We start from the raw sequence: 13,889 nt of genomic DNA, 5'->3' as shown, positions 1-13,889 counted from the left end.
TGATGAATAAAAAGAGGCCAATGGCCTCTTTTTTATTATCAAAATTCACCAAATACAAACAAGGCATAATGGAATTAACGCTTATATGCTATTGTTACTGGCTACTTACATTTTACTCATCTATTATTAACTGCTAGTAATGTTTTTATCGTAAGATTAAGATTTAAAAGGGTAAATAGCTGAAAAGCTTGTCAAAAATATGACTAAATTCGAACGATTGACGCATAACAGAATTCAAAGGGGCTTCTCTTTAATTGAAGTGCTTGTCGCATTGGTGATTCTAGTGATTGGCTTGATCGGTATTTTTAATTTACACATTGTGGCTAAACGCGGCAGCTTTGAATCCTTTCAGCAAACACAAGCCTCCTATTACGCCAATGATATTATCAACCGCATGAAGCTAAACCGAACACAGCTTGATAGCTATGCCGGAGAATACACTGGCGCCCCAAGTTCTGTCGCAAAGGTGTGTGAAAACACAACACTTTGCAATCCAACAGAATTGAAGTTGTGGGATATTTTTGAATGGCAATCTTCGTTAACCGGAGAGTCTGAGACTGTTGGCACTCAAAACGTTGGGGGATTGGACTCTCCTACGGCTTGTATTGAAGTGAATAATCGTGATGTGCTCGTTGTGATTACTTGGCGAGGTATACGCGAGACCAATATTGATACCTCAGCCGTTGCAGATGCTGCAGACACTTGTGGTGCTGACACTAAAAATAGGCGCATTTTTTCACTTAAGACAGTGATTATTTAGATGAAAAAATCATTTCGTATGAAGTTAAGTAAAACCATGGAACGGGGAATGTCACTCGTTGAGTTGATGGTCGCTATGGTCATCGGGCTTTTTTTGACTGCCGGTGTTTTTACTATGTTTAGCATGTCGTCATCAAACGTCACGACGACAAGTCAGTTTAATCAGTTACAAGAGAATGGTCGTATAGCCTTGGCCATTATGGAAAGAGATATTAGCCAGTTAGGTTTTATGGGGGATTTAACGGGGACTGATTTTATCGTCGGGACAAATACCAATATCGAGGTCACGACCATAACCGCTGATTGTGTCGGCGATGGGCTGAATAACGCGACGCTGCCTAATAACCAGCCGGCTCATTTTAGGCGTTTGTGGGGGTATGAGAATACTGCAACAAGTACTCATCTTAGTTGTTTGGGGAACAGTGATGTTAATGCAGATACAGATGTTTTGCAGCTAAAACGCTTTATTGGACCTAATGTCGCAGCGGGGAACTCAAGCTCTGTGTATGTGGCTGCGAACTCCTCTCAGGCGGTATTTTTTGTTGGTGCTCCTACCACAGCGCTTGAAAATCCGAGAACATGGGAATATCAACACCATGTGTATTTTATTGCAAACGACGCAAATCAAATACCTATCCTAAGGCGTAAAACCTTAACCAGTACAGGCATGAGTAACGATGAGCAGTTAGTTGAAGGCATTGAGAATATTCGATTCTTATATGGTTTTGATAATGATGGGGATAGCACTCCTGATAGCTTTATGCCTGCTGAAGATGTCACATCATTGATGTGGGATAACGAAGGCTTTCAGCGATTGGTCGCGATAAAAGCGTTTGTACTGGTGAGATCGATTAACGAAGACAAGAGCTATACCAACGAGACTGAGTACCTTTTGGGAGACAAAACCATCACAATTCCTGCTAACGACCATTATCGTCGTAAGGTATTGTCGACAACCATAGTATTGGAAAATCCAGTGCTTATACGCAGTTAATTGAGGCCATGAGTGATGAGAAAGCAGAAAGGGATAGTGTTGTTTTTTGCATTAATTGTCTTGGTCCTCATGACAGTTATTGGTGTTGCATTGGCGGTTAACTCCACACAATCGCTACGAATGTCAGGTGCTGGCGCAGAAAGAATAGAAGCTAAAGCCATTGCTGATGGTGGTTTAGAAGCTGCGATCGAGGCTAATAAAGGAACAAGTTTGGCAACGTTATCAAATATAGCAACTACAGCTGAATTTGGTGCTCAACAGATATTAACCCCCATTCCATTCGAAGTTGATGCAAGTGGTAATATCGTTATTGGTGCTAAAGATGTGGGATGTCAACGGAGTTCGAGAGCTAATGGTGGAAATCTCATTAATTGCCGACGAGTGGAAATTAACAGTACAGTTAATTTTGGTCGTGATAATTTAGGACGGCTAACTGTTGTTACGTTGGTGGAACAAGAAGTAATAGCTGGGAGTTAAGATATGTTAATCAAACCACTCACTTTTTGTACATTGTTTGCATTTATTGCAGCGCCAGTTTCAACCTTTGGCGATGATACAGAATTATATGTTAAAGAGTCGACGACTCGCACGGGAGCTAGGCCTAAAGTCTTGGTTATTTTTGACAACTCAGGGAGTATGTCAACCGAAGAGATTACTCAAGTGGTTGATTATGATCCTAGTTATGATTATCCCCCTGTAAGTGGCTCTGGTTACAGCGACAGCCGGATTTATTACACAGTTGGTGGTGGCGCATTACCAACACCTGATACAAATTCTGATAGACGAAATTTCAGTGCCAGTATTAACGGCTGTAATCAAAGTAAAGCAGCATTGGATCAATATGGGCGTTTTACAGGTTATATTCGTGAGTTTACATCGAGCGGTACGACTGGTGTATGGAAAGAACTTCCCGAAACAGATGGACGCAACATCACTATCGTGGATTGTTGGGAAGATATTACTAAAGTAGATCCTAATAACTCATCTTCTTATAATGATGGGTTTCCTGCTAATGGCTTAACTACTGGTTCTGGCAAGAAAAAGAAGGCATATCCATATTTCATTTCATCCTATCCTAGTAGCACATGGGGGGATGCCTTAGCTGCAGCGAAAAATACGGATTTTGGTGTTGGTCAGCCAGTCACTTTTTATAGTGACAATTATTTAAGATGGTATTGGTTATCTAAGGCTGGGAAATTACCAACTATGAAAGTTGCTCGATTAGATATCGCAAAAAAAGCTATATCTAATATTATTAGCTCTACACCCACGGTTGATTTTGGATTAGCTGTTTTTAATTACAATTATCCTAATGAGGGTAATCGGGATGGTGGCCGGATAGTTTCTGGTATTACACAAATGACGGATGCTGCTCGAGACAGCTTGCTCTTAACTATTGATAAGTTACCGGCAAAAACTAATACACCTTTGTGTGAGACTATGTATGAAGCCTATCGTTACTTTGCAGGTCAAGGAGTGAAGTATGGACATGGCGATACCGATTACGGTTCTTATGTAGGAAACCGCCCTCCGTATGACACTTCTGTTGAAAAAGGAGGGGCTTATAGTAGTCCGTTTAAGGTTTGTACAGATATTGCCTATGTTATTTATGTAACTGATGGTTCGCCAACTGTCGATAAAAGTGCTAACAATGATGTTATAAGCTTAACTTCGACAGGAAGTAAAGATGGAGATTATTCTTCATTTTCTAAAAATTTAGATACACCAAGCTATTTACCAGCACTAGCAAGTTATATGTTCAATAATGATTTGATCAATAAGCTGGATAGCTCTAACACTGAACAAATGCAAAATGTACGCACTTATACTATTGGTTTTAGTAAAGGTGCTGAAGATGCTGCTCCTTTATTAGCTGAAACAGCTAAACGTGGTGGGGGGTTATATTTTGCGGCTCAGAATAGTTTAGAGTTACAAAACGCACTTAATGATGCATTATCAAATATTCTGAATATCGACTCTAGTTTTACCTCTCCAAGCATTGCCAGTAATAACTTTGATAGAACTCAAACTTTTGATGCTGCTTACTATGCGATGTTTTTACCAGGCAAAGGCCCACGTTGGAGTGGTAACTTAAAAAAACTTAAGGTAACAGGCGATGGAACCTTAGTGGATAGTCAAGGAAATGCTGCAATTGCTGATAATGGTAATATTAAAGATACGGCTTGTACTATTTGGTCTGATTGTGCAAGTCAAAAAGATGGAAATAAGGTAGAGGTTGGTGGTGCTTCTGCTCAAATAAAGAGCCAAGCGAACCGAACTATTTTAAGTAATTTAGGAGGGGCTAGTAGTTTGTCTCCTCTGACATTATCAAATGCACAAAATGCCGCAGGAGGCGATCAAGCTTTAGCTACCTTTATGAGAACCAGTATCGATGAAGTCGCTAATACTTTGGACTGGCTGAAAGGTATTGATGTTGACGATGACAATAAAAATGGTAGCACAACTGATAAACGTAATGATGTAATGGGCGATCCTTTGCATTCAAAACCACTTGCATTGAATTTTGGTAGTAAAACGGCAACAGATATCAGAATTATTCTTGGTACTAACCAAGGTGTTTTACATATGTTTAAGGATGGTGGAGAGGCAGTATCCGAAACATGGGGATTTATTCCTTATGAGCTTCTACCTAATTTATTTGAGCTTAGAACAAATGATCCATCCGGTGTACACACAGTTTATGGAATGGATTCCTCTCCAGTTGCATATACTGAGACCGATTCAACAGGTAAAGTAAACAAAGCGTGGGTTTTTGCAGGTATGCGCCGAGGTGGCTCATCTTATTATGCATTAAATGTGACTAATCCTGATAACCCCTCTCTGATGTGGACTATTAATCCTTCTACAGATGGTTTTGCTGATCTTGGTCAGACTTGGTCTGAGCCTATTGTCACTAAAATAGTGGGCTATGAAAAACCTGTTCTGATTTTTGGGGGAGGATATGATGTGAGCTTCGATGCTACTCCATCTAGTTCACCATCGGGACGAGCTGTCTATATTGTTGATGCTGAGAAGGGAATCTTAATACACTCCTTTGGTGGCTCAGCTAGTGGAGCTACTGTACTACCAGATATTCAAGGCAGTATTCCTAATTCTGTCGCTGTACTTGACAGCAACAATGATGGTTATACAGACCGAATTTATGCGTCAGATGTTACTGGTAACATTTGGCGGATGGATTTACCAAGTGCGAGTATTGATACTTGGACTGCGTTCAAATTCGCATCATTGGGGGGAACTAATAGTGATAACCGGCGGTTCTTCGCTGAGCCAGTTGTTGCACAAACGATGTTTACAAATTTATCTGAAGTATCAGTGACGACAGGAGGTGAGACTGTCACAACCAAGACATCTCAAAATGTTCCCTATGATGCTGTTGCTGTTGGTAGTGGTATGAGGCCTAGTCCTTCAAGTACAAGCGTTAATGATATGTTTTTCATGCTTCAAGATCGTAATGTGGTCACTAAGAGTTTTACTGGTAGTAACATTCCTTCAGCTATTACTATCAACAATTTGTATGACGTTTCATCAAGTGCCCCCACTTCAGAGACAGATAATATTAGCTTTAGTACTAAGTTAGGTTGGTTTTATGATTTTTCAGGAGTCGGTGAGAAAAGTTTAACCGCTGCACTAATTATTGATGGTAAGGTGTATTTCACGTCTTATTCTCCTCCGGCGGACTCTGTTGCTGATAATGTATGTGTTGTTTCTGGTAGTGGTAAACTTTATGCGTTTGATTTACATAAAGGGACAAGAACATTTTCCCAACTGTACTACGAACTTGGAGAGCGTGTGCCTGATACCCCACAAATAGTGATCCCTGCACCTGAAACAGGAAAAGATCCTTATATTTATATTATTGGTGTTGGCAAAGGTGATAAAAATGAAAATGGTGAATACAGTGGCACGATAAATGTGGCTTCAGGTTTAGGGGTAAACAAAATTTATTATCATATTGATGAGTAAAAACATTAATGAAAAAGAATAGACTGCAAGGGTTCACGTTAATTGAAGTCATGATCGCTGTTGTTATTGTGGGGATTTTGGCTTCGATAGCCTATCCCTCATACATTGATTACGTGGTTAAGAGTGGACGGTCTGAAGGAGTTGCAGCGGTGATGAAGGTTGCGAATCTTCAAGAGCAGTATTATTTGGATAACCGAGCCTATGCTACTGATATGACTAAGCTGGGGTTAGCCGCTAGTCCTTTTGTTACAGAGCATGGGCGTTATAGCTTAGCGTCAAGTGGTACCAGTTCATTCACTATCACTGCGACTGCACAAGGTTCGCAGGCTAGTCGAGACTCAACGTGTGCGACTATTACGATGACATCTGCTGGTGTAAAGGGGCCTTCTGCGGAGTGTTGGAAATGATAAGATATTGTATTGCTTTAGCATTAGCTTTGCCTACATTTGTGTTTGCTGCGGAACCTACAGTGGTTATGCAGGATTACAAATGCCATGTCACAACGACAAATGGCGATAAAGTGCTGTTTTATCGATGGTGGATTAAGGATGCCAACTTAAGTATGGCGAGTCTTCCAGGAATGCAAAAAGTAGACGGAGATAAAAAGAAATTCTTTATTAAAGAGGTTGTAGAGTGTGTCGAGCTTAGCAAAGAGTTTACTAATGAAAACAGTAAGAAAATTGATGAGCTAACCTTGAGATAAGCTTATGTGTGCGGACATATCTTCTGGCTCATGAACAGCTTTTACCATCTGCTCCGTAGGAGATTAGTCCGCTAGAGCTTATGTTTACACTCTTGGAGTTGGTCGCGGAGCCGCCTGGGCAGTAGATGATTTCTACAGCGCTGTTTGCTGATAACATGCCTTCAGAGCTAAAGGTAAAACTCGCCGAATTGCTTTTTACACTGTCATTTGTATTGAATGCGTCAATAACGCGAATATCTTTATTATCAGGGCTGATCACTTTAATCCCATTTCCCCAATTTGTACCACATGCACTTCCGTTTGATGCACAAACTTTAATTGTTGCGCCATAGCTGACGGCTTGATTTCTGGCAAAAACCATAATGTCATGAATTTTGGCGATATTATTATTAACGCGCACACCTTCATAGACGGATATTAAAGATGGTACTCCGATAGTTAATAATATTGCAGCCACTGCAATCGTAACCATCAGTTCAACCAGTGTGAAACCAAACAATTTATTTAGCATGCACTCAACCCTCACTTATACAAACTAAAGTATAAGCGAGAATAGGCGGGATTTCAGTATCTAAGTTGTTTCCTTTATGCTGTTTAATTTCTAAAAGATAGTCTCAATCCTTTATGTTGTTAGTTGATATCGCCTTCAATCAATACGCGCCATTTATCCGCAGCGGATATTGGCATCTGTCGATAGTCTTGCCCTGCCAGCTTGATTTACCACAATCCCTCGCGAGTAAGGGCTCGTGGGACTTGATGGACAATACTTCAATGTTCCATTAGTACCAGAGGCAAGACCGTCTGGTTGAAAACGAATTGAGGTTCGATTGTAGATGACAATATCACTGGCATTGAAAGCGTTAGTGGTAAAAATAGTCGTTTCATTGCCATCAAGTTGACTATTGCTGTTTACATCAATAAATACCGTTAAACCAAGCTGCCAGTTAGATGTGCACTGATTGTTGCTTAAGGCACAGACTGTCACTTTTCGATTGAAGGAAATGGCATGATTTCGGGCGAGCATTAGTGTTTGCTGGATGACTTTGATATTACTATCAGCTCTGAATCTTGTGTTGAAATCGCTTAACGAGGGAGCGCCAATCGATAACAGAATGGTCGAAATGGATACCGTAGTGATGAGTTCAATCAGGCTAAAGCCATGTGGTAGAGTTTTCATAACAGTTCCTTTGTTATAAATGTCGCTCGCATCCTACGAGCCTTTGGAGCAAAACTGCTGCTGTTTAAGTATAGAAGCGTACCAATGAGACTTTTAGATTTTTACGGACTAAGAATTGTTTTATAGAAACTGTGTTTTATGAGGAAAGCGCTGCCTATACTTCAATAATCGCCTAACCCCGTGTAAGCTAATGGCATTCTATTTGATTATCTGTCAGCAAGTACCGAGGAATGTTTGATGAAAAAAGTTGAAGCGATTATTAAGCCTTTTAAATTGGATGATGTACGCGAGTCACTTGCTGAGATAGGTATCACCGGGATGACAGTGCTAGAGGTTAAAGGTTTTGGCCGTCAAAAAGGGCACACCGAGCTTTACCGCGGTGCGGAGTATATGGTCGACTTTTTACCTAAAGTTAAAATAGAACTCGTGATTCAAGATGATTTAGTCGACCAAGCGATTGATGTTATTGTGGAAACAGCTCGTACTGGTAAAATCGGCGATGGTAAGATTTTCGTAACTGATGTAGAGCGCGTTATCCGCATTAGAACTGGTGAAGAAAACGAAGAAGCGGTGTGATTCATCCGTTTAAAGAGAGGGCCATTAGGCCCTTTTTTGTTGCTTAAAATTTATGATTAATGGGACTAAGTCTTTCTGTTCCTGAAATATCTTTAATGCAAAATAGCCTCTTTAGTTAGACTAAAGTAGTTATCTCTTATCTGTTCCATGGTATAACTTAGCCACTTAAATAGGCTTGTTGAGGTTGTTATTTTGGCTACGAAACGAATCGTGATAGTAGGTGGTGGGGCGGCAGGTTTAGCGCTAGCCTCTAAATTAGGCCGCAAGATGGGCGGTAGTGATGTCGTCGATGTTTGCTTAATTGATAAAAGCCCAATCCATATTTGGAAGCCAAAATTACACGAAGTAGCTGTTGGGGTTATTGACCAGTCTATAGAGGGATTGTTGTATAGAGATCATGGTCTTAAGAATGGTTATCGATACATTCGTGGCGAAATTGAGCAATGTGAACCCGATGCCAAAACCATCCAACTTGCTGCGGTTTATAGTGACTCTGGTGAATTGCTGCTTGAGCCCCGTCAAATTGAATACGATTACTTAGTGCTAGCCTTAGGCGGGGTCTCTAATAGTTTTAATACCTTAGGTGCTGAGAAACATTGTATTTTCCTTGATAGTTTAGATAACGCTAACTTATTCCATCAAAAATTATTAGATGCATTACTGCAACTCAATGAAACACAAGAGAAAGTCAGTATAGGTATTGTTGGCGCAGGTGCCACTGGTGTCGAATTAGCCGCAGAGCTTCACCATGTTATTGAGTCGGTGAAAGAGTATGGTTACCTCAATATCTCTAAGCATCATCTTGATGTGCATCTTATTGAAGCATCACCAAAAATTCTCCCACAGTTACCCGAACGTGTGAGTGCAAGAGCTCAAGCGGTATTGGATAAAATTGGCATCCGTTTGCATATCGGGGTGCAGGTTAAAGAAGTCACCCGCGATGGCTTTATTACACAGGATGGTGACGTTATCGAAGCGGGACTTAAAGTGTGGGCGGCTGGTGTGAAAGGTCCAAAAGCGTTTCAAAACTTCTCTAAATTACCCATTACGCCTCGTAATCAAGTGGAAGTTGATGCTTGTATGCGAGTGAAAGGCCATCAAGATATTTATGCGCTTGGGGATTGCGCTCTATTAATTTTGGAGTCCGGCCAACCTGTGCCACCGCGCGCTCAAGCGGCAGCGCAAATGGCGGATACCTTGTATGAGAATATTGTGAACCGTTTGCAAGGGAAGGCGGAAAAACCTTTTGTGTATAAAGACTATGGTTCTCTGGTGTCTCTAAGTCGTTTTTCTGCGGTCGGTAATCTAATGGGGAATTTGCGTTCAGGGACTTTCTTCGTGGAAGGTCATATCGCAAGGATCATGTATATTTCGTTATACCAAAGACACTTAGCGAGCCTATATGGCTGGTTCTCCGCAATTATTTATCGCATTGCACAAAAGTTACTCAAATGGCAAAGGCCAAAGCTGAAATTGCATTAACTGAAAACAAAACAGAGAGCCTTGGCTCTCTGTGTTGTTTTAGCCTTGCTGAGCTAAAAATTAATGTTTGGGAGAGGCTGAAGAGTCTCGGATCACAGGCTCTGGCGTAAATGTTTTTGCAAACTTGGCATCTTGTTCACGGCGTTTCGCGATTAACAGCTCTGTTGCCACTTGGGCTATTTCAGCGTTAGGTTGATGCACTGTTGTTAGTTTTGGCCAAGTTTGGCGTGAGAATGGGCTGTCTTCGAAGCCGACAATGGATAGATCGCCAGGGATATCTAGCCCTGCTAAACGAGCTGCAAAAAGTGCCCCTGCTGCAATTTCGTCGTTACAGGCAACAATCGCTGTTGGACGGTTCTTCTGTTTGAACAGTGTGTTAGCCCCTTCAACGCCAGACTCAAATGAGTATTTTCCTTCAATTATGTAATCTTCATTCAGAAGCAGGCGATTTTTTGTTAAGGCTTGTTTATAACCAAGTAACCGCTCTTTGGTGGACTCGTGGTGTAGATCGCCACTTAAAAAGGCAATTTCTTTATGGCCTAAGTCGATCAAATGCTGAGTAATTTCTACCGCACCAAATTTGTCATTGACTAAAATCGTCAGTCCATCCTGCTCTTTATTACCTTCGCCGGCAATAATTCGCACATAGTTGGCCTCAATATCACTTAAGGCTTTAAGGACTTTAGGATCTTCAGAAAGAGGCGGTGTTAACACTAAACCTGCCAGTCGCGAATGTTTCACTAGTTGAGTCAGTTCATCGCAAATGGTGTCAGATTTGGCGTTACAAGGATGAATAACCAGTTCATAGCCTTTATCTTTACAGGCAGACAAAATCCCGTTTTGCATATCAATAATGTAATAAGCGTTGGGATTATCATAAATAAAACCAATGGCATAGGATTTTGTGCCAGCAAGATTTCTGGCCGCGAGATTGGGCTGGTAGTTTAATGCCTTGATGGCCTCATTCACTTTATCAACCGTGGCTTGTTTTACTGAAGGTTCGTTATTGGTTACGCGGGAAACTGTCTTGATTGACACTCCAGCATATTTAGCGACGTCGTTGATAGTGACTTTCATTGATCTACAAACTCTTTATTCAAATGTGCGAAGGGCTAGCTAATTGATGAACCTAAATCCTTTAGGCGCAATTTACAAGCCGACAGCGTTGTCAGCTTACTTTTTATTATGCTTCTTATAGTGCGAGCATTTACCGCGTATAGCAATGCTGAATTGTTACAAACTGAGGCATTTTTCAACTGTTAACACTCGGTTATAAGTTGTAATTTTACATCAAAACATCCAAGTAATTATTTTTGCTAGAATATATTGATTTTTCTCTTCTCAACACTTCACTTTATGACATTTTTTTTCGTCCAGAGTTATTTTGTTGTGGCAAGGCTGTTAATTATTGTGTAATGTTTGCACTAGACATGACAGCGTTGTCATTCCATCGGAATGGTTATGAATACTAAAACGATAATAAAGTTATGGAAGGGAAACGAGATGCGACCATCATCCTTTAAGAAAAGTGTACTAGCTACAAACATTGCTATCCTACTCGGCAGCGCTGTTTCAATCGGAGCTGTTGCTGCAGAGGCTGAAGCCGCCGCTGCGGCAACAGTGCCTGAAAATATTGAGAAAATTGAAGTGCGTGGTATTCGTGCTTCAAACAAAGCCAATATCAACGAAAAACGATTTTCAAATGCGGTTGTTGATGCTGTAACGGCTGAAGATATCGGTAAATTCCCTGATTCTGACGTAGGTCAAGCTTTAGGCCGCGTTCCAGGTGTGACTGTTGGTCGCACATTTGGTCAAGGTAGCTCTGTTTCTATTCGCGGTACCGATCCGTTAATGACGTTGACTACGCTGAATGGTCAAAACGTTGCATCAACAGGTTGGTATGATCAAATGAACGTCGACCGTTCATTCAACTACTCTATGCTGCCATCAGAACTGATTGGCGGTATGGAAGTGTATAAATCTACCCAAGCTAACCTCGTTGAGGGTGGTATCGGTGGTACCGTTATTGTTAAGACTCGCAAACCATTAGATATGGACGCTAACTCTGTATTTGCCTCTGTTAAAGGTGAATACGGTTCAGTGAACGAAGATGTTGCACCTGAGTTATCTGGCTTATATAGCTGGAAAAACGACGACGAAACCTTCGGTGTCTTACTTGCTGGGTCATACATTGACCGTGAATATCTGCGTACTGGTACTGAAGCGGACCTCGACTGGGGTGGCCGTTCTTCAGTTCAACCATCAAGCTTTCTGCAAGAACAAGAACGTACTGCGCTCGATGCAACTGTGCAATTCCGTCCAACAGACAATTTAGAGTTTGGTGCTCACGTACTGTCACTCAAGCTTGGTGCTGATAGTATTGGTGCCAACATGTATATCGAAACTGACACTAACTGGGGTGAAGGTGCTTCTCACTGTAAACAGTTTAACGCAGCGGGTGTGTGTACTCTGAGCGTCACTCCTGAAAGTGACCCATCTAATGTGTTCTTCCAAAACTGGGCGCGTAAAGGTGAAATGACGTCCGATACCTTTGAGTTAAATGCGGACTATAAAGGCGACGGTTTTGCTATCTCTGGTGTAGCGGGTAAAACCAAGGCTGAAGGTGGTACTCAGATGAGTGCTAACTTTGGTTATGGTTGGTGGGGTGACAAGTTTGGTCAGGTGAAATGGGCGGGTACCGTTGATGCAACGGGCAAGCAAATTGATATCAATGGCCGTGACATGGGATTCACCCAAGATCAACTAGACACTACAGTGGGCACTTCAACTTGGACTGGTATTAAAGGTCCTAACTCTGACGAAGAAACTTATCTGCAGTTAGATGTTGATTTTGATTTAGATTTTGGTGTTATCAATAAGTTTGAAACTGGTGTGCGTTACACTCAACATGAATTTGAAAAGAGTGAATACCGTGCAATTTACGATCCTGCTAAGAAGAATGAGTTCAAGACTTCAGATCTTTACAGCGGCACCATGAAGTTAGGCTACGACGGTTGGACTATTCCTAAAGCCGATCTGGATGCAATGATCAACGCGACTGAATCTCTGGTTGACCAATTTGCTTATAGCCGTTCAGCTTACGGCCTTATCGAAGAAGATAACTTCTCAATGTACGGTATGTTCTCATTCGATGGTGAAGGTTTCCGTGGTAACTTCGGTTTACGCTACATTCAAACTGACGTGACTTCTAGCGGCCATATCATCGATAACTCGCCTGCAGACATTTTAGGTGTGAACCAAGGTTGGAGCGAAGAGATCCATAGCATCAGTGACAGCTACAGCGATGTGTTGCCAAGCTTTAACATCTCTTTCGACCTTGCGCCTGATTTGATCTTACGTATGTCAGCAGGACAAGCAATCACTCGTCCTAACTACGATAACTTGTTCTTATCAACATCAACTGGTTATCCAGATGATAGACGTGGTAACGAAGAGATCACCTACGGTAATCCAGGCTTAAAGCCAATGAAGTCTTCACAAGCTGACTTAAGCCTTGAATACTACTATGGCGATGGCAACTTAGTTTCTGCGACTTACTTTATCAAAGATATCAGTAACTTCATTGTTGCAACTACCCAATATAATCAACAGATTGGCGTCGTGAACAATGACTTAGAAACCCCTGCCGATAATTGGACTGTAAATAATTATGAAAACGCGGGTGGTGGTGAGATCGATGGTATCGAGTTACAGTTAAACCACGCTTTCGAAAATGGTTTCGGTGTTAACGCCAACTATACCTACGCAGATGGTACCGCTCCTGCTGAAGTGTACACTGATAACATTGGTATGTTTACTGAGTCCTCTAAGCACAGTGCTAACTTAGTGGGTTACTGGGAAAATGATGATTTCTCAGCTCGTGCAGCTTACAACTGGCGCTCTGAGTACATGGTGCGTGAATACGGTAAATACTATGGTAACCGCATGCACGATGCCTTTGGTACTCTGGATGTGACTTTAGGTTGGAACGTGACAGAAGCCATTGCTTTACGTCTTGAAATTGTTAACTTAACCGCTGAAGACGATGTGCAATATGGTGCAGCGGGTGTAGGTACAGAAGTTAAACCTGCACTACAAGACGATTTCCCTGCATGGTCATTTAAAGGCGAAACGACCTATAAGTTAGGTGCAAGTTTCGTATTCTAATACCTTGTTAAGTCTAAAAGCCCAGTCTCGACTGGGCTTTTTTA

The 13,889-nt window shown here is 41.5% G+C and carries 12 protein-coding genes; 9 read left to right on the top strand and 3 right to left on the bottom strand.

Features of this window, described 5'->3' with window-relative positions:
- Window positions 1-199 precede the first annotated feature (199 nt).
- The 6 genes from pilV to SHEWANA3_RS16405 are packed head-to-tail and all read left to right on the top strand — an operon-like array spanning window position 200 to window position 6,443.
- Window positions 200-760, top strand: coding sequence for a type IV pilus modification protein PilV (gene pilV / locus SHEWANA3_RS16430; RefSeq protein ID WP_011717962.1), 561 nt, complete (start codon window positions 200-202; stop codon window positions 758-760).
- Entirely contained in the window at window positions 761-1,753 is a 993-nt protein-coding gene (locus SHEWANA3_RS16425; protein ID WP_011717961.1) for a PilW family protein, read from the top strand.
- A gap of 15 nt (window positions 1,754-1,768) precedes the next feature.
- Window positions 1,769-2,230 (top strand): pilus assembly PilX N-terminal domain-containing protein, encoded by a 462-nt coding sequence (locus SHEWANA3_RS16420; protein WP_011717960.1) that lies wholly within the window; start codon window positions 1,769-1,771, stop codon window positions 2,228-2,230.
- Between the two features lie 3 nt (window positions 2,231-2,233).
- On the top strand, window positions 2,234-5,740 hold the full coding sequence (locus SHEWANA3_RS16415; RefSeq protein WP_011717959.1) for a PilC/PilY family type IV pilus protein: 3,507 nt from the start codon (window positions 2,234-2,236) through the stop codon (window positions 5,738-5,740).
- 8 nt (window positions 5,741-5,748) lie between these two features.
- Window positions 5,749-6,147 (top strand): type IV pilin protein, encoded by a 399-nt coding sequence (locus SHEWANA3_RS16410; RefSeq protein WP_011717958.1) that lies wholly within the window; start codon window positions 5,749-5,751, stop codon window positions 6,145-6,147.
- Window positions 6,144-6,443, top strand: a complete 300-nt coding sequence (locus tag SHEWANA3_RS16405; RefSeq protein ID WP_011717957.1) for a TapY2 family type IVa secretion system protein — start codon at window positions 6,144-6,146, stop codon at window positions 6,441-6,443. The genes SHEWANA3_RS16410 and SHEWANA3_RS16405 overlap by 4 nt, the downstream gene beginning before the upstream one ends.
- 28 nt (window positions 6,444-6,471) lie before the next feature.
- Here the strand turns inward: SHEWANA3_RS16405 and SHEWANA3_RS16400 are convergent, their stop codons facing one another.
- Entirely contained in the window at window positions 6,472-6,954 is a 483-nt protein-coding gene (locus SHEWANA3_RS16400) for a GspH/FimT family pseudopilin (RefSeq protein WP_011717956.1), read from the bottom strand.
- Between the two features lie 153 nt (window positions 6,955-7,107).
- Complete coding sequence (locus tag SHEWANA3_RS16395) at window positions 7,108-7,620, bottom strand: GspH/FimT family pseudopilin (RefSeq protein WP_011717955.1); 513 nt, start codon at window positions 7,618-7,620, stop codon at window positions 7,108-7,110.
- 237 nt (window positions 7,621-7,857) lie between these two features.
- Between SHEWANA3_RS16395 and glnB the strand changes: the two genes are divergently transcribed.
- Window positions 7,858-8,196 (top strand): nitrogen regulatory protein P-II, encoded by a 339-nt coding sequence (gene glnB / locus SHEWANA3_RS16390; protein ID WP_011073353.1) that lies wholly within the window; start codon window positions 7,858-7,860, stop codon window positions 8,194-8,196.
- Between the two features lie 192 nt (window positions 8,197-8,388).
- Window positions 8,389-9,678, top strand: coding sequence for an NAD(P)/FAD-dependent oxidoreductase (locus SHEWANA3_RS16385; RefSeq protein WP_011717954.1), 1,290 nt, complete (start codon window positions 8,389-8,391; stop codon window positions 9,676-9,678).
- A gap of 60 nt (window positions 9,679-9,738) precedes the next feature.
- Here SHEWANA3_RS16385 and SHEWANA3_RS16380 read toward each other — a convergent pair whose 3' ends face one another.
- Window positions 9,739-10,755 (bottom strand): LacI family DNA-binding transcriptional regulator, encoded by a 1,017-nt coding sequence (locus SHEWANA3_RS16380; protein ID WP_011717953.1) that lies wholly within the window; start codon window positions 10,753-10,755, stop codon window positions 9,739-9,741.
- 426 nt (window positions 10,756-11,181) lie between these two features.
- Here SHEWANA3_RS16380 and SHEWANA3_RS16375 point away from each other — a divergent pair, with 426 nt between their 5' ends.
- A complete protein-coding gene (locus SHEWANA3_RS16375; protein ID WP_011717952.1) occupies window positions 11,182-13,845 on the top strand; it encodes a TonB-dependent receptor in 2,664 nt (887 codons plus the stop codon).
- The last annotated feature ends 44 nt before the right edge of the window (window positions 13,846-13,889 follow it).

Source organism: Shewanella sp. ANA-3, from assembly GCF_000203935.1.
GTDB lineage: Bacteria > Pseudomonadota > Gammaproteobacteria > Enterobacterales > Shewanellaceae > Shewanella.
The sequence above is the reverse complement of the archived record's forward strand: the minus strand, read 5'-3'. Positions and strand labels throughout refer to the sequence as shown.

What these genes read in the sequence shown, in the direction of transcription:
- pilV (WP_011717962.1), top strand. Translation starts at nt 200, where the DNA reads ATGACTAAATTCGAACGATTGACGCATAACAGAATTCAAAGGGGCTTC.
- SHEWANA3_RS16425 (WP_011717961.1), top strand. Translation starts at nt 761, where the DNA reads ATGAAAAAATCATTTCGTATGAAGTTAAGTAAAACCATGGAACGGGGA.
- SHEWANA3_RS16420 (WP_011717960.1), top strand. Translation starts at nt 1,769, where the DNA reads ATGAGAAAGCAGAAAGGGATAGTGTTGTTTTTTGCATTAATTGTCTTG.
- SHEWANA3_RS16415 (WP_011717959.1), top strand. Translation starts at nt 2,234, where the DNA reads ATGTTAATCAAACCACTCACTTTTTGTACATTGTTTGCATTTATTGCA.
- SHEWANA3_RS16410 (WP_011717958.1), top strand. Translation starts at nt 5,749, where the DNA reads ATGAAAAAGAATAGACTGCAAGGGTTCACGTTAATTGAAGTCATGATC.
- SHEWANA3_RS16405 (WP_011717957.1), top strand. Translation starts at nt 6,144, where the DNA reads ATGATAAGATATTGTATTGCTTTAGCATTAGCTTTGCCTACATTTGTG.
- SHEWANA3_RS16400 (WP_011717956.1), bottom strand. Translation starts at nt 6,954, where the DNA reads ATGCTAAATAAATTGTTTGGTTTCACACTGGTTGAACTGATGGTTACG.
- SHEWANA3_RS16395 (WP_011717955.1), bottom strand. Translation starts at nt 7,620, where the DNA reads ATGAAAACTCTACCACATGGCTTTAGCCTGATTGAACTCATCACTACG.
- glnB (WP_011073353.1), top strand. Translation starts at nt 7,858, where the DNA reads ATGAAAAAAGTTGAAGCGATTATTAAGCCTTTTAAATTGGATGATGTA.
- SHEWANA3_RS16380 (WP_011717953.1), bottom strand. Translation starts at nt 10,755, where the DNA reads ATGAAAGTCACTATCAACGACGTCGCTAAATATGCTGGAGTGTCAATC.
- SHEWANA3_RS16375 (WP_011717952.1), top strand. Translation starts at nt 11,182, where the DNA reads ATGCGACCATCATCCTTTAAGAAAAGTGTACTAGCTACAAACATTGCT.